The sequence below is a fragment of the Roseovarius lutimaris genome (assembly GCF_900115165.1).
Classification (GTDB): Bacteria; Pseudomonadota; Alphaproteobacteria; order Rhodobacterales; family Rhodobacteraceae; genus Roseovarius; species Roseovarius lutimaris.
Window position 1 is genome coordinate 18446 of sequence record NZ_FOVP01000022.1, and the last position, 23965, is coordinate 42410.

Here is a 23965-nt window from a genome sequence, read left to right on the forward strand (position 1 = left end):
TGTAACTGAACCTCTGATTTGCTTACACGAGTAGACATTAAGATTACTCCCAAAACGCCCTGATTGGCGCTGCCAAAAAACCAGTTCAAAACCTAAGTGGTTGTTGAAGGTTTTTGGTCGCTCGCATGATACTGGACATTCGTCCAACGCGCAGCATTGGTCAGTCTGGGCTCGAAGCGGGCCTTTGCCGCGTCAATCGCCATGGTCGGCAGGACCGACACTGCGTAAAAGCCCTATGCGGCGCGGTTGAGTGCTAGGGTGATCGCCTCAAAGGGTTTGAGAACCGGCCAGACCGGCTTGGGGTGTTCGGGCAGCCGGGCGCGATCACATCCCGACAGGATGCCCGCGTCAAAAAGATCAGGATTGCGCCGCAACCGGCCGATATAAAGGCTCTCGGTCGCGGTGCCGGCGGCGATGATCGCCTCATGTCCCGGCAGCAACAGATGATGATAGGTCACCACATCCGGGGCCTCTGCGTAAAGCGCCGAGAACCCGTTCACAAGGTGGCGCGCCGGGACAAGGACCGCCTCTGAGCCAAACAGATATTCCACCTCGGAGCCCCGGATCACCAACCGCTGTTGCGGGGCGACGGTGATATCACGGCGCAGGCCGAAATAGGGCGCCCGAAGGCGCACCGGGCGAAAGCTGCCGAATGCGGGCACGCTGCGGCTTACGGTTTGCAGGACCGGCACGATCTGCCCATCATCGGTATCCACGCAATCGCCGCGCCGAAGCGCGCCTGCGGGCACAAAGCCGGTCGGCGTGCAAACCGGCACATTGGCGCTTAGCCCTGCCATCGGGCCGATTGGCTCGATCTGAGTCGAGAGGGCAATAAAGATGACGTCTGGGTCAAGCTGTCGCTGGCGCGGATCGGTGATGATGGTGCGCATATCCGCAAGCGGCATCGGGTGCGGCGGCGGCAGGGAAATCGCATGCACGCGGTCGCTTTCGGGCCGTTCCAGCGACAGCCGCCCCCATTTGGCAGGCGCATCCCAGCTATAGGTCAAACGCAGCGTATCGGTGCGATCATTGGGGCGATATGGCAGGGTGGCGTGACGCACATCCCCGGCTTGTGTCTCGACAAGAACGATGCCGCCACCCGGCAGCGCCTGAAGCGAAAAGCCACCGCTCCAGGGGTGGCTGCGGCTAAAGGCCAACAGGGTTTGCGGGCGCCCCTCGGACGACAGGCGCGTTTCGATCATCAAGGTGCCACGTGGCATCAGCGCGCAATCATCCGGCATCGCGGCGTCAGCGGCGCAGGGATCACCCGGACGAAGACCGCCAAGGGCAAAGCGCCCTTCGCTCTGATCAGAGATGCCGATCCATCCCATCCTAGGCGGCGCGCCCCTGTGCCAGCAAAAGGCGCGCTTCATAGCGTTTCAGGGTCCGCCGTGCCGCCGGGCTATAGCCCGCGCCGGTTTCCGGGTCGATTTCGGGGAAGAGAGTACAGATTTCCTGAACGATATCGGCCTCAAAGCTGTTGCTGATCTGCGGCCCCGGCAAAAAGCTTTCGGTCGCGAGGCCCTCTGAGAAGACCACCTGATGGCGATCAAACAGGATATGGACATAGTTGACCGTGCCGCCCTCGATCCGGCGTACCGAGAGGTCATTGACCAGATCGCGTGCCGCCACCAGAACCTCGCCCTCGCCAAACAAAAGCTCTGCAAGGCTGTCGCGGATCAAAACCCGATGCAGCGGCGACAACAGCAATTCGCGATGGCTGCCAAAGGTGTCGGGCGCAATGCGGATCGGGGCAAAATTACCCTGCGCCGCGACCCGGCGCTGACCGATCCAGCGCAGGGGCTGGGCCCCGTCATCCTGGGTCATGACCAGATCACCGGGGGCAAGCGTCTCGACCGCGACTTCGCCGGTCGGCGTTCGAATAAGGGTGCCTGCCACGAAACAGGGCACGGAATCGACGGTGACAATGCCGACGTCGGTCTCGCCGGTGCTGCTTTGCACGTCATAGGTAAAGTTGAATACCTCGGTGTCGCCATCGCCGACGACCTCGATTGTGCCATCGGCGTTCAACTGAAGCTGCTGGCCCGAATTGAGCGTCACGATATCACCCGCCACCACCGCCTGTCCGTTGAGGTGGGTGATCGTCAGCGTGCCCGCAGTGCCGTTCAGGTCGTTGCCCAGCACATCAAGCGTGCGGGTGCCATCGGGGAACAGCGTGGTGCTGTCATCCATCGCCACCAGCGTGGTCTGCACGCTGTTGCCGGCAATCAGAACGGTTGAATCGTAATTGCTGTCAGTGACATCCGCGATGCCGATGCGGATCGAGTTCAACTCACCCGCATTCACCGGAATGGTAAGGGTCAGGGTGGCGGTAAAGCCGTCCATTTCTGTGTTGAACTGATCCTGGGTGTTGTCGATGAACAGGTTGCTGGCCGAGCCGGCGTTGAGGTTGTTGGGGTCGATGTCGCCATCGCCCACGCCAAGCGGCACAAGGTTGCCGTTGATCCAGACGCCGACGAAATCCTGAAACGAGCCGACGGCGTATTCCGGGTATTCCTCTGACGCAAAGACAAATTGCATCGTCATCACATCGCCCGTCGGGATGAAGTCAACATCCATATAAGACGCATCATAGGTTTGCGCCCCGGCGGCGGCGTTAAAGGTCGGGTCGCCGTTTGGCCCGCTTGAGTTTGTCGTGGTTGACGAGCTCTGGTTGGATTGAAAAAAGTTGTTGTTGGTAAAGCCGCGCAAATCCCCGGTCGAGAACATCACCCCGGTGTCGGAGGGCGTGACGCCGGGCGAGATCGTATCGCCGTTGGTATAGATGCCGGATGAATCCCGATCACCGGTATAGGATGCGCTGATGATCTGCACGCCATCGCCAAAGATGGTCTGGGCCATCTCGGTCGCGGATGCGAAGCGATCAATCGGAATTTCTACGCCTGAAACCATCTTTGCCTCGACCTTGGGTCAGAGGCAGCGCAACGTATAAACCAACCACGGGGTTTCCCCACGTTGGTCGTGACCTGCAAAGGCGCTTTATGATGTGCCTGATGGCGCCTTGCTGCTCGTGTCGGGGCCGGTGTTGTCCTTTGCGGATCTGCTGGCCCTGGTTCGTTTTGCCCTGCCTCGGGTGTCTTTTTATTACACATTCGATAGCAAAATATTTTGCTCTTGTTAAGGTTTAATATGCTTTGCCCCAGGGTATCTTGGGGTGTGTGGCTTTGTGCGATGTTTGCGCTTGGGCGCGATCCGCGCTAGGGCGCTTGAAAACGCGCTGAAACCAAGTGAGAAACCGATGCCCCATAGCCCTGTTGACCCCGTAGACCTGACCGCAAAACTGGTGCGCTGTGCCTCTGTGACGCCCGAGGAGGGCGGCGCTCTGAGCCTGTTGGAGGGGGTGCTGAGCGCGGCGGGCTTTGCCACAACCCGAACTGATCGTGGCGGTGTCTGCAATCTCTTTGCCCGCTGGGGCGACAAGGGGGCCGACCGCGCCTTTGGCTTTAACGGGCATACTGATGTGGTGCCCGTGGGCGATGCCGAGGCCTGGAGCGTGCCGCCCTTTGGCGCGGTGCAAAAGGACGGCTGGCTTTGGGGGCGGGGCGCCACCGATATGAAATCGGGGGTTGCGGCCTTTGTCGCGGCGGCGGTGGATTTCGTGCGCACGACCCCGCCCGAAGGCGCCGTCATCGTCACAATCACCGGCGACGAAGAAGGCGACGCGGTTGATGGCACGGTGGCGATCCTTGACTGGATGGAGGCAGAGGGCGAGGCGATGCGCGTCTGCCTTGTCGGCGAGCCGACCTGCCCCGAAGCCCTTGGCGACATGATCAAGATCGGGCGGCGTGGATCGCTTTCGGCGTGGTTCACCATCACCGGCGTGCAGGGCCACGCGGCCTATCCGCACCGCGCGAAAAATCCCTTGCCTGCGATGGCGCGGCTGATGGATCGGCTGGCCAGTCACGAGCTTGACCAGGGCACCGAGCATTTTGATGCCTCGACCCTTGCGGTGGTGACCATCGACACCGGCAATCCGGCAACGAATGTGATCCCGGCCAACTGTCGCGCCACCGTGAACATCCGCTTTAACGATGCCCATGACAGCACCTCCCTGATCGCCTGGTTGCAAGGCGAGCTTGACCGCGTTGCCGGTGAATTCGGCGTGACCGGAGAGATGACGGTCAAGGTGTCGGGCGAAAGCTTTATTACCCCGCCGGGCGCGCTCTCCGATCTTGTGGCCGCCGCGGTCGAGGCCGAAACTGGCCGTGTGCCAGAGCTTTCAACGACCGGCGGCACATCGGATGCGCGGTTTGTCAAAAGCCATTGCCCAGTCGTGGAATTCGGCCTTGTCGGGCAGACCATGCACCAGGTCGATGAACGCGCCGAGGTGGCTCAGATTCATGCGCTCAAGGCGATTTATGGCCGTATCCTGCGCGACTATTTCGTCTAGATCATGCAACGTCAGCTTATCGTCATGCTCAAAGAGCCACGTCCCGGTCGGGTGAAAACCCGGCTTGGGCGCGATATCGGCATGACCAGCGCGGCCTGGTGGTTTCGCCATCAGGTGACGCGGCTTTTGCGCCAGATCGACGATCCCCGCTGGCAGGTGACACTGGCCGTCAGCCCCGATGCCGAAGGGCTGCAAAGCCGAGTCTGGCCCGCGCGCTTTGCCCGTATGGCGCAGGGGCAGGGCGATCTCGGCGACCGTATGGGGCGGATCATGCGATCGCGCCCGCCGGGGCCGGTCTGTATCATCGGGGCCGATATTCCAGAGGTCAGGGCGGCGCATATCGCGCGCGCCTTCAGTGCGCTTGGGCGCAATGACGCGGTCTTTGGCCCGGCGCCCGATGGCGGGTTCTGGCTTGTGGGAATGACGCGCATGAACGTGCCCGCAACGCTGTTTCAGGGCGTGCGCTGGTCAAGCGAGCATGCCCTGGCCGACACGATCCAGAGCCTTGGCGGCGCAAGGGTGGCGCTTGTGGACCAACTTCGCGATGTCGATACCATCGCGGATCTGGGGGCGGCTCGTCGCGCCCTTGCGTGCGCACCTCGCGAGGTCGGCCGAGAGGCCGGATGAGCGGTTTTCCCGGATGACGGCGGGTTTGCTTCGTGATAGGGCAAACCCATGAGCCATTTGCCAGATAAAACTGAAATCCTGCAATGGATTTCGGATAACCCGACCCTCACCTCGAAGCGCGACATTGCCAAGGCTTTTGGCATCAAGGGCGCGGCGCGGATCGACCTTAAACGCATCCTTAAAGAGCTTGCGGAAGAGGGCCATCTTGAAAAGCGCCGCAAAACCTATAGCGACCCTGACCGCCTCCCGCCTGTAAGTGTGTTGCAGGTTCAGGGCCAGACCGCCGATGGCGAGCTTTTGGCCAAGCCGCTGGAATGGCAGGGCAAAGGCGTCGAGCCGGTGGTTTTGCTCATCCCGCGCGCAAGTGATCCGGCTTTGGGCGAGGGTGACCGCATTCTGGCGCGCTTGCAAGAGGTCAAAGGCGAGGCGCATCATTATGAGGCCCGCCTGATCCGCCGCATCGGCACCAACCCGCATAAGGTCTTGGGGATTTATCGCCAGGGTTCGGACGGCGGGCGGATCGTGCCGATCGACAAGGGCGACGGCAAGGAGTGGCTGGTGTCAAACGATGCCACCGGCGGCGCCAGGGATGGTGAGTTGGTCGAGGCAGAACAGGCCGGACCGGCCGGGCGCATGGGCCTGCCGCGTGCGCGGGTCGTGGCACGCCTTGGCGATCCTTCGGCGCCCAAGGCGGTGTCGCTGATTGCCATTCACCAGCACGGCATTCCCGACGATTTCCCCGACGAGGTGATCTCCGAGGCCGACGCGATGACGCCTGCCGGTCTTGACGGGCGCAAGGACATGCGCGACATGCCCCTGATCACCATTGATCCGGCCGATGCGCGCGATCATGACGATGCCTGCTGGGCGCACGGCGATGACGACCCCAAGAACGAGGGCGGGCATGTGATCTGGGTCGCAATTGCCGATGTGGCGCATTATGTGCGCCCCGGCACCGCGCTTGACGCCGAGGCCCGCAAGCGCGGCAATTCAAGCTATTTCCCCGACCGCGTCGTGCCGATGCTGCCGGATCGTTTGTCGGGCGACCTCTGTAGCCTGCATGAGGGCGTGCCGCGCGCCTGCATTGCGGTGCGCATGCAGATCAACGCCCAAGGCGACAAGATCGGCCATCGGTTCGAGCGGGGATTGATGCGCTCGGTCGCCTCGTTGACCTATCAACAGGTGCAGGCCGCGATGGATGGCGCACCCGATGATCAATGCGCCCCCCTGATGGACGAGGTGATCAAGCCGCTTTACGCCGCGCATGACGCGCTCAGGAAAGCCCGCCACCGGCGCCAACCGCTTGATCTTGAACTGCCCGAGCGCAAGGTCGTGCTGAGCGACGAAGGCAAGGTTCTGTCGGTCAATTTCACCGAGCGGCTTGAGGCGCATAAGCTGATCGAGGAATTCATGGTGCTGGCCAATGTGGCCGCCGCAGAGGCGCTGATTTCGCGCAAATCGCCGCTGCTGTTCCGGGTCCATGAAGAACCCGCACCCGAAAAGCTTGAAACCCTGCGCGACGTGGCCGAGGCGGCGGGGCTTGTGCTTGCCAAGGGGCAGGTCCTCAAGACCGCGCATCTCAACGCGCTTTTGCATGCCGCGCGCGACACGGATCATGCCGAGGTGATCAATATGTCGACCCTGCGCTCGATGACGCAGGCCTATTACGGGCCGCAAAATTTCGGGCATTTCGGCCTTGCCCTTCAGGCCTATGCGCATTTCACCTCGCCGATCCGGCGTTATGCCGACCTTGTGGTGCACCGCGCGCTGATTTCGGCGCATGGCTGGGGCGATGACGGGCTAAGCCACGAGGAGGAGGCCCGCCTTGAGGCCACGGGCCAGCATATTTCGGAAACCGAGCGCCGCTCGATGGTGGCGGAACGCGACACCAATGACCGCTATCTTGCGGCCTTTTTGTCCGAACGGCTTGGCGAGGAATTCACCGGCCGGATCAGCGGCGTGGCCAAGTTCGGCGTCTTCGTGCGACTTGATGAAACCGGCGCCGATGGTCTTATTCCGGTGCGCAGCCTTGGGCGTGAGTTTTTCCATTTTGACCGCGAGGCGGGCACTCTGATGGGCTCTGACACCGGCCTTACGATCGGGCTTGGGCAGCAGGTGACGGTCAAATTGTCCGAGGTCGCGCCGGTCACCGGCGGGATCGCGCTTGAGCTGATCAGCCTTGAGGGCAAGACCATGCCGCGCGGGCCACGTGGGGCACGGGGCAGCGCACGTGGCAAGCCCGCGCATCGCAAATTGGCCAGCGCCAAACGCAAGGCAGCAAAGGTGAAACGCAAAACCGCGCGCGGCAAGCGATAGATTGCCTAAATAGTGGCAACGGTTTGCCCGGTCTCGGCAAGATTGCTTTTGATTCGTCGACAATCACGCTATGATCCAGCAAAGCCAATCTCAAAAAGGGCTAGGGCATGCAGGCGTCGATCTTCGGGTTTTCAGGTGTTTTTCTAATGGTCAGCACCGCTTTGGCGGGTGCTGTCGAAGTGTCTTTAAGGCCGCAGATGCGCCCCGGATCGGGGCTTGTCACGGCGGCGGCGGTGGTTTCGGTCGATGTGCCGATCAGGTCTCTGCGCCCCCAGATGCGGCCCAGCGATCTGGCCGAGGGCGAGGCGCGGATCATTCCGGCAAGCGCCAATAAAGCGTTTGACCGCTGGATTTCAGGGTTTCGGGGCCGTGCGGCACAGCAGGGCATCCGCACAGCGGTTTTCGACCGCGCCTTTCGCGGTGTGCAATATAACACCTCGGTCATCCAAAAAGATCGCAATCAGTCCGAATTTAAAAGCCAAATCTGGGACTATCTGGATAGCGCTGCTTCACCGGTGCGGGTCAGGAACGGACAGGCGGCCCTGCGCAAGCATCGCCGCACATTGACGCGGATCGAACAGACATATGGGGTTGAAAAAGAAGTCGTCGCGGCCGTCTGGGGGCTTGAAAGCACCTATGGCGAACGGCGCGGGGACATCCCGCTTATCGAGGCGCTTGCAACGCTGTCGTTTGACGGGCGGCGCGGGAAGTTCTTTGAAAGCCAGCTGATTGCCGCCCTCAAGATCTTGCAGGCGGGGGATGTAGACCCGGGCGACATGAAGGGATCTTGGGCGGGCGCAATGGGCCACACCCAGTTTATCCCGACCTCTTATCTGGCCTATGCGGTTGATTTTACCGGCGATGGCAAACGCGATATCTGGTCGGATGACCCAAGCGATGCGCTTGCCTCGACGGCCGCCTATCTCAAGCGGTTCGGCTGGACCAAGGGCCAGCCCTGGGGGGTTGAGGTGCGTCTGCCGCGCGGGTTCAACCATGCCACGGCGAGCCGCAAGAACAAGAAGTCACCGGCGCAATGGGCGGCGCAGGGGGTTGTCGGCCTCAATGGCAAGCCGGTGCCGAATTATGGCAAAGCCTCGATCCTCTTGCCTGCGGGTGCGCAGGGGGCGGCCTTCATGATCTTCAACAATTTCGCGGTGATCGAGCGCTATAACAAGGCCGATGCCTATGTGATCGGGGTCGGGCACCTGTCGGATCGCCTGAAAGGCGGGCCGGAGATCCAGGCCAGCTGGCCGCGCGGGTACAAGCCGCTGTCATTCGATCAGAGAATGGAAATGCAGCGGCGTTTGCAGCGCAAGGGTTTTGGCATCGAAAAGATCGACGGGATCATCGGCCCCAATACGGTCGAGGCGATCCGCAGCTTTCAGAACTCGGTCGGCGCGACGCCGGACGGCTTTCCCTCGCAGGATCTTTTGGCGTTGTTGAAACGGTCCTGAGGCAGGCAAGATCGAGGCGCCGCCGCAGCCTGGGTTTGCGGTCAGGGCGGAGGTGAGTATTTTTGGAAAGATGAAAGTGGTTAGTCGGTGAAGCCCAAGACCTGTGCAAGGGTTGCAAGGGCGTCGGGCAGAAGGGTTTCGGAATCCTGCTGCGTGATCGGCACGCCCTGTGCGGCGAGGGCTTTGGCATAGCCCGAGGCGTCCCCGTCAAGGGCGATGAGGGCAACGTTCTGACCCAGCCAATAGGGCCGCGCGGCGGCAAGTTCAGCGCCGAGGAGATGCCCGGTCAGGGCGGCGGGAATGCCGGTGACCTGCGCGCGGCGCAGATCGGCGGCCAGACGTTCGGGGCGGCTCAGGCTGTCGGCAATCGCGGCGCTGTCGGGAGGCGTGGTGCCGCCAAGGGATGAGATCAGCGTCGGGGTCAGAAAGCTTTGACAACTGACGGCCTCATCCGCGCTGAGATGTACCCAATGGTTCAGCGTGTCGGAGAGAACGCAAGCGACCCCATCCCAATTTGGATGACGCGCGACAAAGCCAAGCAGGATCAGCCGCGTCCAGCCGTCGATCACATCCGCAGGGCTATCCTGGGTCAAGCCGACAAGCCCACGACCGGGGCCGGGCAATAGCGCGCAGGGCAGGGTGTCAGGCAGGCCCTCGCCAATCCGATAAAGTTGTGGCATCGGGCCAAGCCCGGCAAGCGCCGCCGCCTCATCCGCACCAGAGCCTTGATGCGTCAAAGTGGCGCCGGACAGGGCAAAGGCACGGTGGCACTGCCCGTCATGGCCGATGACGGCCCAATCGCTCATCGGGTCTGTTGCATCTGGCGCATGAGGCCGGACATGTCATACCCCGCCGCCGAGGTTGCCCTGACAATCTCATCCGCGTCCAGATCGCCGAAGTTTGTCATGCTCCAAAGCATGGTGCAGCGCGTGCCGCTTCGGCAATAGGCGAGGATCGGTTTGGGCATCTCGTCAAGCGCGGCGCGAAACGCCGCAAGATCGGCCTCTGAGAGCATGCCCGACACGATCGGCACCGAGCGCACGGCAAGCCCGGCCGTCTCTGCCGCCTTGGCCACCGCGTCATAGGCGCATTGGCCGAACTCTTCGCCGTCGGGCCGGTTGCACAGGATCGAGCGAAACCCGGCCTCGGCGATGTCGGCGACATCTTCACATTCGATTTGCGGGGAGACAGAGAAATCATCGGTAATCTTGCGCAGGTCCATCGGGCCCTCCTTGCCACGGTTTGCCCAGCATATGCGCGCAAATGCGGCGAGTTTCAATGGGGCCGGACCGCACAGTGAGGGCCGCAGAACTGGCAAACCTGCGCCGGTCCTGATCTGTTGGCTGCGAAGATTTGTGCTCTATTTGTCGAAATAGGCCAAAATTTGGCGCGAATGCGCTGGCAAATTCGAAAATCCGGGACAAACGAAAAAGAAACCTCTGGTAGAGTAATTTATCGGGCCCCGCCAAGAAGGCTCGCAATATCAAGAGAGAGGGAAAACCATTATGTCTGGAAAATTCGTCGTCGGTTACGACGGCAGCGCGTCATCGCAGCGCGCGCTTGAGTTTGCGGTCGACCGCTCCAACGCGCAGGGGGGGACAATTGTTCTGGCCCACGTGCTGGAATGGTCGCCCTATTCGTTTCTGACACCGAACGAGCTTGAAGAGCGCCACAAGCGCCGCGAAGAAGAGCTTCACCGTGCCGAAACCGCGATCATGACGACCGTGGTCAAGGATCTCAAGGACAAGGGCGTGACGGTCGAGACCGTGATCAAATACGGCAATATCCCGGACCTTCTGGCGAAAATCGCCAAAGACTTTGGCGCGATCCAGATCATCATCGGGCGCAGTGGCCATTCCAGCCTTGGCGCGCGTGTGTTCGGCTCGGTTGCCGGGGCACTTGTTCAGGCGGCGCCAGTGCCGTGTACCATCGTTCCATAAATGAATATTCTGACAGGGATAAAACATATGCATCGAAAGAATTTCCATGCGGCAATCGCCGCAGCCGGGCTGCTGATGGTCAGCGCGCCGGCCTATGCGCAATCGATTGACGAAAAGGTCAATCAGATGTTCGCCAGCTCGACAGGCTGGTTCGTAAACCTTATCTTTTCCAACTTTCCGGGCACGTCCTTTCCGTGGATCGTGGCCTGGCTGGTGATCGGCGCCACGGTGTTCACGCTGTATTTCGGCTTTGTCCAGTTTCGCTCGGTCGGGCACGCAATCGCGCTGGTGAAAGGGGATTATTCCGATCCCAATGACGCCGGTGAGGTCAGCCACTTTCAGGCCCTCGCGACCGCGCTTTCGGGCACGGTGGGTCTTGGCAACATCGCCGGTGTGGCGGTTGCCGTCAGTATCGGCGGGCCGGGCGCGACGTTCTGGATGATCCTGGCGGGCCTGATGGGCATGGCGTCAAAATTCACCGAATGTACGCTTGGTGTGAAATACCGCAATGAATATCCCGATGGCCGGGTGTCGGGTGGCCCGATGTATTACCTGACCAAGGGCTTTGCCGAGCGCGGTCTTCCGGGTGGCAAGATCCTGGCTGTGATGTTCTCGATATTCTGTATTCTGGGCGCACTTGGCGGGGGCAACATGTTCCAGGCCAACCAGGCGCATCAGCAGATTTCGGGCATCGTGGGTGCGTACCCGGGTTGGATCACCGGCGTGATCTTTGCCGGTGTGGTCTTTGCCGTGATCGTCGGTGGCCTTAAATCCATCGCGCGGGTGACCGAAAAGGTCGTGCCGTTCATGGGCATCCTTTATGTTGGCACCGCGCTGATCATCATCTTGATGAATGCCGGGCAAATCGGCTGGGCTTTTGGACAGATCTTTGATGGGGCCTTTACCGGTCTTGGCGTTGCCGGCGGTATGGTTGGCGCTCTGATCCAGGGGTTCAAGAGAGCGGCGTTTTCGAACGAGGCGGGCGTTGGTTCGGCGGCGATCGCGCACTCTGCGGTTCGCACCAAAGAGCCGATCACCGAAGGCTATGTCTCGCTGCTTGAGCCGTTCATCGACACCGTCGTGATCTGTACCATGACCGCGCTTGTGATCATCATCACAGGTCAGCTGGTGGCCGGGCCCGATGGCAATTACCTACTCAATGAGGCAGGCACGGCCATTCAGACCGTCGGCGGCACCTCGGGTGTGGGCCTCACATCCGCGGCCTTTGGCAGCGCGATCAGCTGGTTCCCCTTCGTGCTGGCGATTGCGGTGGTTCTGTTTGCCTTCTCGACCATGATCAGCTGGTCCTATTATGGCCTCAAGGCCTGGACCTATCTGTTCGGCGAGGGCGAGACCAAGGAACTGGTGTTCAAGGTGATCTTCTGCATCTTCGTGGTGATCGGGGCCGCGGCCAACCTTGGGCCGGTGATCGACTTCTCGGATGCGGCGATCTTTGCGATGGCGGTAGTCAATATCATCGGGCTCTATTTCCTGATGCCGATCGTCAAGCGCGAACTCAACAGCTATGTCAGCCGTCTGAAATCGGGTGAGATCAAGAAGTTCGAATAACGGGGTTTCCGACCCTGGTCTTTGGGCTACTGGAAAGGGCCGGTGCATCACGCACCGGCCCTTTTTGCATTTGAATGTGGCTCGGGAAAGCTGGACCTGATCAATCACCGTTGCCCGTAGGGTGGGTGAAACCCACGCGCCGCCGTATCAATTGATGGTGCTCTCAAGCCCTTGCGGCTTGCCCACTACGACAAATGTAAGCTTGGCCGGATCCAGAAGATCGCGCGCCACGCGGTTTACATCCTCAAGCGTGACGGCATTCACCTTGTCGTTGCGGGTGGTGATGTAATCGGTCGGCAGGCCTTCCATCTGCATCCCCACGGCGATATCGGCAATCGGGCCGTTGCCCTCGAACCGAAGCGGATAGGCCCCGGTCAGATAGGTCTTGGCATCCTGCAATTCGGCCTCGGTGACGCCGGTTTCGCGGATTTTGGCCCATTCATCGCGAATGACCGACATCGCCTCGGCAATACGATCATTGGCCGAGGCCACAGACCCCATCCAGAGCGCGGCCCCGTCCTTGTCCATCAGGTAGGAATAAACCCCATAGGTCAGCCCGCGCTTTTCGCGCACTTCGTTCATCAACCGGCTTTCGAACGACCCGCCGCCAAGGATGTGATTGAGCAGATAGGCGGCAAAGAAATCGGGATGATCGCGGTCAATGCCCGGCTGGGCAAAGGCGGCGATGGATTGCGGCGTGTCGAACTCGACAACCTTGACCCCGCCGGGCAGGTTGAGCGTTGCCTCGCCCGCAAGCGGTGCGCCGGTGGCGGGCAGATCACCCAGCAGGCCGTCAAGCAGCGCCGACAATTCATCGCCGGTGATATCGCCCACCGCGCTGATATAAAGCCGGTCGCGCGTCAGGGTCGCGCGCTGTGCGGCGATGATATCCTCGCGGGTCAGGGCGGCGACGCTCTCAAGCGTACCGTCAAGCGAGGTGGCATAGGGATGATCGCCGTAAACCAATGCGTCAAACGCCGTGCCCACAAGATCGCGCGGGTCTTTCTGGCTTGACTGGATGATCGAGATGATCTGCGCGCGCACCCGCTCGATCGCATCGGGATCAAAGCGCGGGTCAAGCAGGCTTGCGCGCAACAGCGCCGCCGCCTGATCGCGGTTCTCGGTCAGAAAGCGGGCCGAGACGTTGATCGCGTCGTCGTTGACGCCATAGCTGAAATTGGCGGCAAGCGATTCGGTCGCGCGGGCAAAGCCCTGTGCATCCATCTCTCCGGCGCCCTCTTCAAGCAGCCCGACCATAAGATTCGTCGCGCCGCGTTTGCCCGGCGCATCCAGCGACCCACCGCCGCGAAAGCGAAGCTCAAGCGCCACAAAGGGGATCGAATGATCCTCGACCAGCCAGGCGTTCAGCCCGCCGGGCGTGGTCAGTTCCTGCACCTCGACACCGGCCCGTGCGGGCAGGGCGGCAAACAGCATCACAAAGGCAAGCACAAAGCGGATCATTGGGTCACCTCCGGCGCCACAAGCCAGCCGGTGACGGATGTGTTGCGATCAAAAACCTTGCGTGCCGCAGTCATGATATCGTCCTCTGTGGTGTTTTGCAGAATCTCGGGCCAGGCCTGCACATCGGCCACGTTCAACCCCTGGGTCAGAGCCCGACCATAGCGGTTGGCAAGCCCGCCGGCATCGTCGCGCGCATAGATTTCCGCAGCGCGCATCTGCATCTTGATCCGCGCAAGCTGATCGGCATCAATGCCGGTTTCAAGAAAGCCGGTCAAAACGTCGTCCATCGCCGCCTCGGCCTGTTCAAGGGTCACGCCCGCTGCGGGCACGACCACCAGGCTGAATGTGGTGTCATCCAGCGACAGGCCCGAATAATAAACCCCGGTCTGCACCGCGATACGGCTGTCAAACTGAAGCTTCTCGGTCAAGACCGAGGTGCTTCCACCACCAAGGATTTCGGCCAGAAGGGTAAGCGCCGCCGCCTCTTCCTGCGCGCCGCTGTCGCGCTCCGGTGCCAGATAGGAGCGGCTCAGATAGGGCTGCGCGACGCGCGCGTCGCGAAAGGTCATGCGCCGTTCGGCCATCTGGCGCGGCTCTTGCGCGCGCGCCCGTTCGGGCAGGTCTGGGTTGGCCGGGAGCGGGCCATAATAGGTCTCGGCCAGCTTGCGCACATCCTCGGGGGTGACATCGCCCGCAATCACAAGAATGGCGTTATTGGGCGCGTAATAGGTGCGGTAATAGGCAAGCGCATCCTCCAGCCCCAGATCATACATCTCATGCTGCCAGCCAATAATCGGCACACCATAGTGATGATTGAGATACTGCGCCGCATTCTTTTGTTCCCGGAACAGCGCCGCAGGGTTGTTTTCCACCCGTTGGTTGCGTTCCTCGATGATCACGTCGCGCTCGGTGGCGATATCGCCTTCGCCCAGTTGCAGATTGACCATGCGGTCGCTTTCCATCCGCATCATCAATTCAAGGCGGTCCGCCGCGATGCGCTGAAAGTAAGCGGTGTAATCATAGCTGGTAAAGGCGTTGTCAGAGCCACCATTGCGCGACACGGTGGCCGAGAATTCCCCCGGCTCAAGGGTCTTTGTGCCCTTGAACAACAGATGTTCCAGAAAATGCGCCACGCCCGAGGCGCCCGGCGGTTCATCCGCCGATCCGGCGCGATACCAGACCATCTGCGTGACAACCGGTGCGCGGTGATCTTCGATCACCACCACCTCCAGGCCGTTCTCAAGGGTGAAACTCGTCACCTGACCCTCGGCCATGGCAGGCGCAAGCGGGGTGATGGCAAGCAGAAAGCTGACAAAAAGGCTACGCATCTGGTGTCTCCGGTCCATGCTTGGCGTCTGACCAGTAGATACGCTTTCGCTTTGATGTTTCAAGCGCTCTGACGGGATCGTCAGCGGCCAAAGGGGCTATTTGGGCGGTGGCGGGCTTGACGGGGTGATCGTGCCATTACGGCGCAGGCGGCGCTCTTCGCTGTAAGGATCAAGCCACTGGCGCTTGTAGGAGTTGGTATAATCGTCAGTCGGCCCGAGGCGCAGGATGTTCACGCGGCCATGGCGGCGGCGTATTTCCTTGTCCTCTGCGGCCAGGGTCTGGCGGATATTCTCTGGTGTGCCATAGCGATTGGCGTGGTTGACCAGCGCACCATCACGCGCATTTGGCGCGCCAATGTTCAATGCAGCGGGATTGCCGCCAAGGGCCGCCACACCATCGGCCAGCGGGTTTTGATCGGTAAGATTGGCGCCGCCGGGGGTCGGGCTTGGCAGGCTGGCATAATCCTCCGGGGCTTGCAGGGGTTTACCCGGCATGATCGAAAACTCGTCCGGGCCGTTCCCGGTATGGCGAATGCGGGTCAATGTCACGTCATCACGACCGCCGCAGCCCGCAAGAACGGTTGCCACAAGACACGCCAAAACTGTTTTATGCGGCATCGCCATCGCCACTCTCCTGCAACTTTCGATCAGCCTTATCGCATAGCCGCGCCAAGGTCACGAGGGGTTTTTGCCCGAAGGCAACAGTACCATGCCAAAAGCGCCGATGAAAACCGCGATATCGGCGATATTAAAGGCAAACGGGTTGTTGATGCCACAGCACGACAGATTGATGAAATCCGCCACCGCGCCATAGATCAGCCGGTCAACCACATTGCCAAGCGCGCCGCCCACCAAGAGCCCGGCTGCGATCTTCTGCCAGCGGCCCGCCGGATCGCTGTGCACCCACCACAGAACCGCGCCGGAAATTACGACGGCCACCGCGATCAAAACCCACCGCGTGAGCGGATTATCCCCCGCCATCAGGCCAAAATTGATCCCGTAATTCCAGGCCATGCGCAGGTTGAAGAACGGCGGCCAGACGTCAATCGCGCCAAGCTGGCGCAGGTTGAGGCTATGGACCACAAGGTACTTGGTAAGCTGATCCAGCAGGAAAACCCAGAACCCTGTCCAAAAGACGATGCGCATGCCCCGGCCCCTAGTGACGGAAATGGCGCATGCCGGTCAACACCATGGCAAGGCCCGCCGCATCCGCCGCTGCAATCACCTCGTCGTCGCGCATCGATCCACCGGGATGGATCACGGCGGTCGCCCCGGCCTCGGCGGCGGTCAAAAGACCATCAGCGAAGGGAAAGAACGCATCCGAGGCCACGACACTGCCCTTGGTCAGCGGCGCGGCCAAGCCAAGCGCCTCGGCCATGTCCTCGGCCTTGCGCGCGGCAATCCGACAGCTGTCAACGCGGCTCATCTGGCCGGCCCCCACGCCCACGGTGGCGCCGTCCCTGACATAGACGATGGCGTTGGATTTTACGTGCTTGGCCACTTTCCAGGCAAAGAGCATATCGGCAAGCTCCCGGTCGCTCGGCGCGCGCTTGGTCACCACCTTGAGGTCATCGGCGGTGATATGACCGTTGTCCTTGTCCTGCACCAGATAGCCCCCCGAGACCTGGCGAAGCGTGCGCGCCGCCTGTCGCGGATCGGCCAGACCTTCGGTCACCAAAAGCCGCAGGTTCTTCTTCTTGGCAAAAATACTCATAGCCTCGGCATCGGCCCCCGGCGCGATCACAACTTCAGTGAAAATCTGGCTGATTTCTTCGGCGGTGGCCCCGTCAAGCGGCTGATTGAGCGCGATAATCCCGCCAAAGGCCGAGGTGCGATCGCAATCGAACGCGCGGCCATAGGCCTGCGTCAGGGTCTCGCCCCGCGCCACGCCGCAGGGATTGGCGTGTTTGATGATCGCACAGGCCGGGCCGTTCTCGGGGGCAAATTCACTGACCAGCTCAAAGGCCGCATCGGTGTCGTTGATGTTGTTATAGCTCAGTTCCTTGCCTTGGATCTGGGTCGCGGTGGCGACACCGGGGCGTTGGCTGCCATCGGTGTAAAACGCCGCCGCCTGATGCGGGTTCTCGCCATAGCGCAGGGTCTGCGCCAGCGTGCCGGCCACGGCGCGGCGGCGCGGCGCGGCCTCAGCCAAGGCATCGGCCATCCAGGTCGACACGGCGGCATCATAGGCCCCGGTGCGCGCATAGGCGGTGAGCGCAAGACGCTGGCGAAAGGCGTAGGTGGTTTGCCCGTCATGGGCGGCAAGCTCTGCCAGAAGTGGGTCGTAATCCTCGACATCGACCACGACGTTGACAAAGCCGTGGTTCTTGGCGCCCGCGCGGATCATCGCGGGGCCGCCAATGTCGATATTCTCGATGCAGGTCTCGTAATCGGCGCCTTTGGCGACGGTTTCCTCGAAGGGATAGAGGTTGACCACCAGCAAATCTATCGCGCCGATGCCGTGTTGCTGCATCGCGGCGGTGTGATCGGCATTGTCGCGCAGCGCCAACAGGCCGCCATGCACCATCGGGTGCAGGGTCTTGACCCGGCCATCCATCATTTCGGGAAAGCCGGTAACCTCGGCCACATCGCGCACCGCCAGGCCCGCCTCGCGCAGGGTCTTGGCGCTTCCGCCGGTGGACAGCAATTCGATCCCGCGCGCCGCGAGGGCACGTCCAAGATCGACCAGTCCGGTCTTGTCGGATACAGAAAGAAGGGCGCGGGTGACGGGCGCGAGATCGGTCATGATAGGGCAGTCCTGCGTTTGGCTTTTGCCAGGTTAGTCGTCAGTCGCGGGCTCAAGCGCATCTTCTGTCAGATCGCGGATGCCAATCGGGGTATCCTGCGCCTTGGCCAGTGACCATCTAATAGGGGTCGCATACTCCATCGCGCGGCCAGAGAGAACGATCTGTTTGGTCGCACGTGGTTTGAGGCGCGTTTTTTCAAGATACACACTGGGTTGCAAGGATAAAGCGGCCCGTCCGTCATTGCGGAAGATCCAGATTTCACCGCTGCGCAGCGCAAGCGAGACCGCCGCGCCGCCCAAATCGACCGAGGCATCGACATCCGGGTGCAGGTGAAACCGGATATCAAAACTGATGCCATGCAGGCGCACCTGATCCATCGCCTGATCAAAGCGGCGCCTGTCGCTCGTCTCGACCGCCAGGAGCATGTCCTCACCGGCAAGGCCGCGCCCGTCGGTGGTCAGCTCGAGTCGGCGAACATGCGTGAGGCCGTGACCGCGCAAATAACCGTCATGTGCGCCCTCGAACCGCAGGCCATCCGGTGCCTTCGAGAGTTCGATCGGCACGCGGCGCGGCGCCTCGACAAGCCAGTCACTGTGGCGTGGATCATTGCTCAGACGGGCACTTGACCCGGTCGCAAGCACAAGCGTGGAATGCGAGGGCGTGGCCCGCCCCGCGCGCCGCCATTCGGGGCCAAAGCTCTGCCCCGAGCCGCAGTTCACAATCAGCGGTCTGCGCCCCGAGGTCAGCTCGAACGCCAGTGTCGAGGCGTGCGCCCCGACCGATGCCGCGCCCGTGGGCGGCGGGCTTGCGTCGATGATCACGCTGGTGCGTCCGGCGCTGAGTCGGGCAAAGCCCATGGCAAGCCCATCCGCATGCCGCCCCTTGACGCCGCTGGTGGCCAGGGCGTTGTCAAGCCGCCCCTCAAGACCGCGCCCGCCACCATGAAACCGCGCCAACCCGCCATCGGCGTGGCGCAGGGTGCGCAGGGTGGGGGCAATTCTCTCGATGGCCCGCCAATGGGCCTCGCCGGCACTCTGGCCTGATTCGCTGAGGGCGACGGCGGCCCATGTCAGCAGGGTGAAGACCTCAAGCAGGTCCTCGGGGTTGCGCGTGGGCAATCCGCCCATCGCGTCAATCTGGCTGTCGCATTCGCGCGCCAGCGCGGCCATCGCCGGGCCGACATGCGCCTGCATTCCCTCCAGTGAAAGCCCCGCATAAATCAACCCGGTCAAGGCCTCGAACCGGGGCAGGCCGGGGCTTGCGCTTGGCCAGCGGCGTGCCAGAAAGGTGGTTTGCTGCGCCAGTGAGCGCAAAAACGGCACCGAGGCATCATGGGGCGATCCGCTTAGCATGAACAGCGCGTGGTTGATCCAGCGAATCAGCCGCCGCCCGGTCAGGTCCGGCGTCCAGCCGGGCCCACGCCCGTTGCCATAGCGCGCGATCCAGTCCCAAAGCCAGTCCTGCGCCCGCGCCCGCGCGGCGGCGTCGCCGACGGCGGCCAGATCGTCAAGCCAGCCAAAGCCGTGCTGTTCCTCGGCAAAGGCCGGACCGCTGACCTCGATCTCCCAGATCGATGTCTCCGGGGCGGGCACAAGCCGACCGGCAAAGACGAAATTTCCGGCGCAAAGCTGGCGGCCTCGGGCAAAGCTGCCGATGGTGCGCGGTTCGGGTTGCGACAGAAAGGCCGTCGCCGGGCGGCTCAGCGCCGCGCGCCGTGCCGCGATACGGTTCAAAAGGCGCGTCCAGCGCGCCGACAGGTTTTCGGGTTTCGACATATGCCGTGCCTCTGGACGCTCTTTGCGGCGTTGATGCGGGCAATATAGACCGGGCGCGCCGTCAAGTCACCGCCTGATTGGCGTGCCCGGCCGTTGCGGCGTTTATCGGCGCAGACAGGCGATATAGAACCCGTCCATGCCGCCCAGATCGGGCCAGTAATCAGGCCGCAGGCGCAAGCCGCCCTCAGGGGTGATCCAGGCCGGGTCGATGCCGGGGCGCTCAAGGGCGTCGCGGTCGGTCACAAGGCCGGGATGGCGCGCAAGCGCCTCGTCGATCTGGCATTCGCCTTCGTCGGGCAACAGTGAACAGGTGCAAAACACCAGCCGCCCGCCGGGTTTCAACAGGGTCAGCGCATGGTCGATCATTGCCGCCTGCAAGTCGATCAGCGCGCCGAATTCCGAGCCATCCTTGGCATGGGGCAGGTCCGGGTGACGCCGGATCGTGCCGGTGGCCGAACAGGGCGCATCGAGCAGGATGGCATCAAAGGGTCCGCCCGTATGGTCCAGCGCATCGCCAACCACGCAATTGGCGACAAGGCCGGTACGGGTCAGATTTTCATGCACCCGCGCCATGCGTTTTTCCGACAGATCAAGCGCCGTGACCTCGGCCCCCGCAGCCGCCAGTTGCAGGGTCTTGCCGCCCGGCGCGGCGCACAGGTCAAGCACGGTCTCGCCCGGGCGTGGCGCAAGCACCTTGGCCGGCAGGGCGGCGGCGGCGTCCTGTACCCACCAGGCGCCGACGTCAAAGCCGGGCAGGGCCGAGACCTGACCCTGATGCCCAAGGCGCAACGTGCCGGTGGGCAAGAGCGTGCCGTTCAGCTCTTTGGCCCAATGCTCTGCGTCGGATTTGAGCGTCAGGTCAAGCGCGGCCCCGGCGAAATGCGCCTTTTCCATCTGCCCGACAGCGGCGCCGCCCCAAGCCTGCACCAGCGGATCGCGCAGCCAGCGCGGCAGACGCGGCAGGCGCAGATCGTTCCACGAGCGCGGCGCCTCTTCGGCGGTCTTGCGCAGCACCGCGTTGACCAGACCCTTGTGGCGGCCATAGCGCGGGTGGTTGGAGATGATGGCGACGGCCTCGTTCACCACGCCGTGCGGCTCGCCGCCCTGAGCCAGCTCGGCCGTGGCAAGGCGCAGGATATTGTGAACCGCCAGCGGTGGCGCCTTGCGCAAATGACGCCCCAAAAGACGATCGGCGCGGTCAAGCCCGCGCAGAGTGTCGCTGGCCAGACGCTGCGCGCGGGCGCGATCGGGCGGCGCGAGGCGATCCAGAACGCCGCCCGCGATAAGATCGGACATCAGGCGGCCCTCGCCCAACACCTGATCGAGCAGGTAAACCGCGCTTCGGCGGGCAGACGAGGGGGGATTTTTCATGGCATGTCCTTGGCGGCGGGCTCGGAGCGGCGTATATCAAGGGCAACACGACAAAGGAAGCCCGAGCATGAGCCAAGAAACGCCAGACCTGCCGCCCGCCGCGCAACGCGCCCTCGCCGAGGCCGAAGAGCGCCGCCAAAAGGCCGAGGCCATGGACCTGCCGAAAGAGCTTGGTGGGCGCAAGGGGCCCGAACCGGTGCGCTATGGTGATTGGGAGAAAAAGGGGATCGCGGTCGATTTCTGATCGCAAACGGCTGTCGCGCGGGCGCGCTCATCCGCCCTTGCAGGCGGCCTCGCGAGGCGGGCCATCAGGCCTGACGAGCCTTTGGCGTGGCGGATCAGCGCAGATAAAGATCGGCAAACTGCCCGCTGCCCTGGTCCGAGATGAAGCGCACCGTGCTGCCCTGTACCCTGACGGCCTGACAGTTCGGCCCGAGATCGCGCGCTCCCCAATAGAGATCGCGGCAGAAATATCCCTCGCTCCAGCGCCAGGCGCCAGACACGTCCCTGCCAAAGGCGCGGCCGGTGATCTGGCCGTCGGGCCGAACAGTCAGGGTGATGCCAAAGCGGGTCAGGTCGCGGCCCTGAATGAGGGACACAAAGCTGTCACGCTCTGTGATCTGATCAAACCCTTCGGCCAGCGCCGGGCTGCTAAGGGCCACACTTAGGATAAGGGCAAGGGTGGTGCGCATTGGGATCAACTTTTTCAGGTTTAAATATACTCCCAAATACGCGCCCGCCGACCGTTTGGATCAGTTTTCGTTCAGCCCCAGTACATCCACCATGTCATATTCGCCGGGCCTGCGGCCCTGCCCCCAGAGCGCGGCCTTGAGGGCGCCACGGGCAAACACCGCCCGGTCGGTTGCAATATGGCGCAGGATGATCCGCTCGCCGGTGGCGGCAAAGATCACATCATGTTCGCCCACGATATCGCCGCCGCGAATGGCCGAAAATCCGATATGGCCACGCTCGCGCTTGCCGGTGATGCCATCGCGCGCCCGGTCAGACACGTTATCGAGCGCCACGCCGCGCCCTTCGGCTGCGGCGTCGCCAAGCATGAGAGCGGTGCCCGAGGGGGCATCGACCTTTTGATTGTGATGCGCCTCGACGATCTCGATATCGAAATCCTCGTCGAGGGCCGCAGCCACCCGTTTGGTGAGCTGTGTCAAAAGGTTGACCCCAAGGCTCATGTTGCCCGCCCGGACCACCACCGCATGGCGCGCGGCGGCACTGAGATGTTTGAGGTCGGCCTCGCTCAGCCCGGTGGTGCCGATCACATGCACACAGCGGGCCTGGGCGCAGAGCGTGGCGAAGTCCATGGTGGCGGCGGGGGCTGTGAAATCAATCACCGCTTGGGCGCGGGCGATCAGTTCCAGCGGGTCGTCGGTGACGTTTATGCCGACCTCGGCGCCGCCCATGACCGCCCCGAGATCGCGACCGATCCAAGTATGGCCGGGGCGTTCAAGCGCGCCGACAAGCCGGGCGCTGTTGCTGTTCAGCACGGTGTTGACAAGCATCTGGCCCATCCGTCCCGAGGCCCCGGTGATCACGATACCCGGCAGATCGGTCATGTCTGTACTCCTTTTCGCGTGGGGCCGTTCTTAGCGTGGGGTGCAGGGCACAGCAAGTGGCCGGGCTCTTTGACCCTGCCCGCGATGTTGATTGGGAGCCAGCCCCCAAACCCCCGGAGTATTTGGCGGAAAGATGAAAGCATGCAGAGTTGGATTTCTATGCTTGGAAAACGGCGCCCGAGCGATTAAGTGCGAGGCATGGCAAAGAACAAGTTTCATGACGGGCCCGGCCCGTCGCAACGGCAGCTGCGTGTGGGCGAGCTTATTCGGCGGACCCTGTCGGAAGTGCTGTCGCGCGCAGAAATTCATGACCCTGACCTGAACCGGATTTCGGTGACCGTGGGAGAGGTGCGCACCTCGTCAGATCTCAAGATCGCGACCGCCTATGTCATGCCCCTGGGGGGCGAGGGAAGAAACGATGTGATAGCGCTTTTGGCTCGCAACAAGGGCGAGCTGCGGCGGTTGATCGGCAAGCGGCTTGAGCTGAAGTATGCGCCGGACCTGCGGTTTCGGCTGGACGAGACCTTTGATCAGATGGACGAGACCCGCCGCCTGTTTGCGCAAGAAAAAGTACGCCGGGATGTCGAGGATTAAGGGCCGTCTGGTCGGCCTGGTTTTGTTGGCCTTTGGCTCGCCCGCTATGGCCGCAACATGCGGCGCCGAGACATACGCCGGGCAAAGCTATACCCTGTGTGCGGTTGATCTCGATCGGGATGATCTTCGGCTGTTCCTGAATGATGCCAAAACCGGCGAGCCGCTTGGCAGTTTTGCAAATATCGACAGACAGTTGGCGCCCGAGGGGCGCGCGCTTGTGTTTGGCATGAATGCGGGCATGTATCATGCGGATCGCCGCCCTGTCGGGCTTTATGTCGAAGATGGCCAGGTGGGGGCCTCTTTGGTGAAGCGCGCGGGGCCGGGGAATTTCGGCTTGCTGCCCAATGGTGTGTTTTGCATCCGCGAGGGGCGCGCCGATGTGATCGAGACCCTGCAGTTCGAGCGAGAGGCACCGGCATGCCGCTATGCCAGTCAGTCGGGGCCGATGTTGGTGATCGACGGCGCGCTTCACCCGCGATTTTTGCAAGACAGCGACAGCCGCTATATTCGCAACGGCGTGGGCACCTCGGCGGATGGGCGCAAGGCGTGGTTCGTGATATCCGACAGCCCGGTCAACTTTTACACGTTCGGCTCGTTCTTTCGCGACCACCTCAAGCTGTCGCAGGCGCTTTATTTCGATGGCAAGGTGTCGCGGCTTTATGCGCCGGGGCTTGAGCGGTTTGATCTTGGTTTTCCGCTGGGGCCGATGGTGGGGGTTGTGGCCCCGCGTGCGGCGCAGTGATTGACGCGGGCGCGCGGGTCTACTAGGGGCTGACGCCTCAGAGGCATTACAAAGGGCCG

22 protein-coding genes are annotated in these 23965 nt (G+C 62.4%); 9 read left to right on the forward strand and 13 right to left on the reverse strand.

Going from position 1 to position 23965, the window contains the following annotated elements:
- Positions 1-233: 233 nt before the first annotated feature.
- Together BMZ91_RS17395 and BMZ91_RS17400 are read right to left on the reverse strand one after the other, a co-directional pair.
- The gene (locus BMZ91_RS17395) at positions 234-1331 is read right to left on the reverse strand and encodes a Hint domain-containing protein (RefSeq protein ID WP_092841579.1); all 1098 of its coding nucleotides are present in this window, start codon (positions 1329-1331) and stop codon (positions 234-236) included.
- Position 1332: 1 nt separating this feature from the next.
- Positions 1333-2913 (reverse strand): Hint domain-containing protein, encoded by a 1581-nt coding sequence (locus tag BMZ91_RS17400; RefSeq protein ID WP_092841581.1) that lies wholly within the window; start codon positions 2911-2913, stop codon positions 1333-1335.
- Positions 2914-3259: 346 nt separating this feature from the next.
- Between BMZ91_RS17400 and dapE the strand changes: the two genes are divergently transcribed.
- The 4 genes from dapE to BMZ91_RS17420 all read left to right on the forward strand — a co-directional run bounded on the left by dapE (position 3260) and on the right by BMZ91_RS17420 (position 8808).
- Positions 3260-4411 carry a succinyl-diaminopimelate desuccinylase gene (gene dapE, locus BMZ91_RS17405; protein WP_092841641.1) on the forward strand — a complete coding sequence of 384 codons (1152 nt, stop codon included), beginning with the start codon at positions 3260-3262 and terminating at the stop codon, positions 4409-4411.
- Between the two features lie 3 nt (positions 4412-4414).
- A complete protein-coding gene (locus tag BMZ91_RS17410) occupies positions 4415-5038 on the forward strand; it encodes a TIGR04282 family arsenosugar biosynthesis glycosyltransferase (RefSeq protein ID WP_092841583.1) in 624 nt (207 codons plus the stop codon).
- A gap of 48 nt (positions 5039-5086) precedes the next feature.
- Complete coding sequence (gene rnr, locus BMZ91_RS17415; protein ID WP_092841585.1) at positions 5087-7354, forward strand: ribonuclease R; 2268 nt, start codon at positions 5087-5089, stop codon at positions 7352-7354.
- 107 nt (positions 7355-7461) lie between these two features.
- Positions 7462-8808, forward strand: a complete 1347-nt coding sequence (locus tag BMZ91_RS17420) for a lytic murein transglycosylase (RefSeq protein WP_092841587.1) — start codon at positions 7462-7464, stop codon at positions 8806-8808.
- An 80-nt stretch (positions 8809-8888) separates the two neighbouring features.
- Here the strand turns inward: BMZ91_RS17420 and BMZ91_RS17425 are convergent, their stop codons facing one another.
- Together BMZ91_RS17425 and BMZ91_RS17430 are read right to left on the reverse strand one after the other, a co-directional pair.
- The gene (locus BMZ91_RS17425) at positions 8889-9614 is read right to left on the reverse strand and encodes a 2-dehydro-3-deoxygalactonokinase (protein WP_092841589.1); all 726 of its coding nucleotides are present in this window, start codon (positions 9612-9614) and stop codon (positions 8889-8891) included.
- Positions 9611-10030, reverse strand: a complete 420-nt coding sequence (locus tag BMZ91_RS17430; protein WP_092841591.1) for a protein tyrosine phosphatase family protein — start codon at positions 10028-10030, stop codon at positions 9611-9613. Before BMZ91_RS17430 ends, BMZ91_RS17425 begins: the two co-directional genes overlap by 4 nt.
- Positions 10031-10313: 283 nt before the next feature.
- Between BMZ91_RS17430 and BMZ91_RS17435 the strand changes: the two genes are divergently transcribed.
- A complete protein-coding gene (locus tag BMZ91_RS17435; RefSeq protein ID WP_092841593.1) occupies positions 10314-10748 on the forward strand; it encodes a universal stress protein in 435 nt (144 codons plus the stop codon).
- A gap of 27 nt (positions 10749-10775) precedes the next feature.
- On the forward strand, positions 10776-12317 hold the full coding sequence (locus tag BMZ91_RS17440) for an alanine/glycine:cation symporter family protein (protein ID WP_092841643.1): 1542 nt from the start codon (positions 10776-10778) through the stop codon (positions 12315-12317).
- Between the two features lie 147 nt (positions 12318-12464).
- Here BMZ91_RS17440 and BMZ91_RS17445 read toward each other — a convergent pair whose 3' ends face one another.
- From BMZ91_RS17445 to BMZ91_RS17475, 7 genes are all read right to left on the reverse strand, one after another.
- A complete protein-coding gene (locus BMZ91_RS17445; protein WP_092841595.1) occupies positions 12465-13778 on the reverse strand; it encodes a M16 family metallopeptidase in 1314 nt (437 codons plus the stop codon).
- Positions 13775-15106: a M16 family metallopeptidase gene (locus BMZ91_RS17450; protein ID WP_092841597.1), complete on the reverse strand. Its 1332-nt coding sequence runs from the start codon at positions 15104-15106 to the stop codon at positions 13775-13777. Before BMZ91_RS17450 ends, BMZ91_RS17445 begins: the two co-directional genes overlap by 4 nt.
- Before the next feature lie 96 nt (positions 15107-15202).
- On the reverse strand, positions 15203-15724 hold the full coding sequence (locus tag BMZ91_RS17455) for a DUF3035 domain-containing protein (protein WP_342741959.1): 522 nt from the start codon (positions 15722-15724) through the stop codon (positions 15203-15205).
- Positions 15725-15781: 57 nt separating this feature from the next.
- Positions 15782-16252, reverse strand: a complete 471-nt coding sequence (gene lspA / locus BMZ91_RS17460; protein WP_092841601.1) for a signal peptidase II — start codon at positions 16250-16252, stop codon at positions 15782-15784.
- 10 nt (positions 16253-16262) lie between these two features.
- Positions 16263-17852 (reverse strand): bifunctional phosphoribosylaminoimidazolecarboxamide formyltransferase/IMP cyclohydrolase, encoded by a 1590-nt coding sequence (gene purH / locus BMZ91_RS17465; RefSeq protein ID WP_092841603.1) that lies wholly within the window; start codon positions 17850-17852, stop codon positions 16263-16265.
- 33 nt (positions 17853-17885) lie between these two features.
- Positions 17886-19628, reverse strand: coding sequence for a heparinase II/III family protein (locus BMZ91_RS17470; RefSeq protein ID WP_092841605.1), 1743 nt, complete (start codon positions 19626-19628; stop codon positions 17886-17888).
- A 102-nt stretch (positions 19629-19730) separates the two neighbouring features.
- Entirely contained in the window at positions 19731-20999 is a 1269-nt protein-coding gene (locus tag BMZ91_RS17475; RefSeq protein ID WP_092841607.1) for an RsmB/NOP family class I SAM-dependent RNA methyltransferase, read from the reverse strand.
- A 67-nt stretch (positions 21000-21066) separates the two neighbouring features.
- Between BMZ91_RS17475 and BMZ91_RS17480 the strand changes: the two genes are divergently transcribed.
- Positions 21067-21243, forward strand: a complete 177-nt coding sequence (locus BMZ91_RS17480; RefSeq protein ID WP_092841609.1) for a DUF1674 domain-containing protein — start codon at positions 21067-21069, stop codon at positions 21241-21243.
- A 94-nt stretch (positions 21244-21337) separates the two neighbouring features.
- Here BMZ91_RS17480 and BMZ91_RS17485 read toward each other — a convergent pair whose 3' ends face one another.
- Positions 21338-21691: a dihydrodipicolinate reductase gene (locus tag BMZ91_RS17485; RefSeq protein WP_092841611.1), complete on the reverse strand. Its 354-nt coding sequence runs from the start codon at positions 21689-21691 to the stop codon at positions 21338-21340.
- A 60-nt stretch (positions 21692-21751) separates the two neighbouring features.
- Positions 21752-22570 (reverse strand): 4-hydroxy-tetrahydrodipicolinate reductase, encoded by an 819-nt coding sequence (gene dapB / locus BMZ91_RS17490; RefSeq protein ID WP_092841613.1) that lies wholly within the window; start codon positions 22568-22570, stop codon positions 21752-21754.
- A gap of 198 nt (positions 22571-22768) precedes the next feature.
- Between dapB and rbfA the strand changes: the two genes are divergently transcribed.
- Positions 22769-23164 carry a 30S ribosome-binding factor RbfA gene (rbfA, locus tag BMZ91_RS17495; protein ID WP_092841615.1) on the forward strand — a complete coding sequence of 132 codons (396 nt, stop codon included), beginning with the start codon at positions 22769-22771 and terminating at the stop codon, positions 23162-23164.
- The gene (locus BMZ91_RS17500; RefSeq protein ID WP_092841617.1) at positions 23151-23906 is read left to right on the forward strand and encodes a phosphodiester glycosidase family protein; all 756 of its coding nucleotides are present in this window, start codon (positions 23151-23153) and stop codon (positions 23904-23906) included. The genes rbfA and BMZ91_RS17500 overlap by 14 nt, the downstream gene beginning before the upstream one ends.
- The last annotated feature ends 59 nt before the right edge of the window (positions 23907-23965 follow it).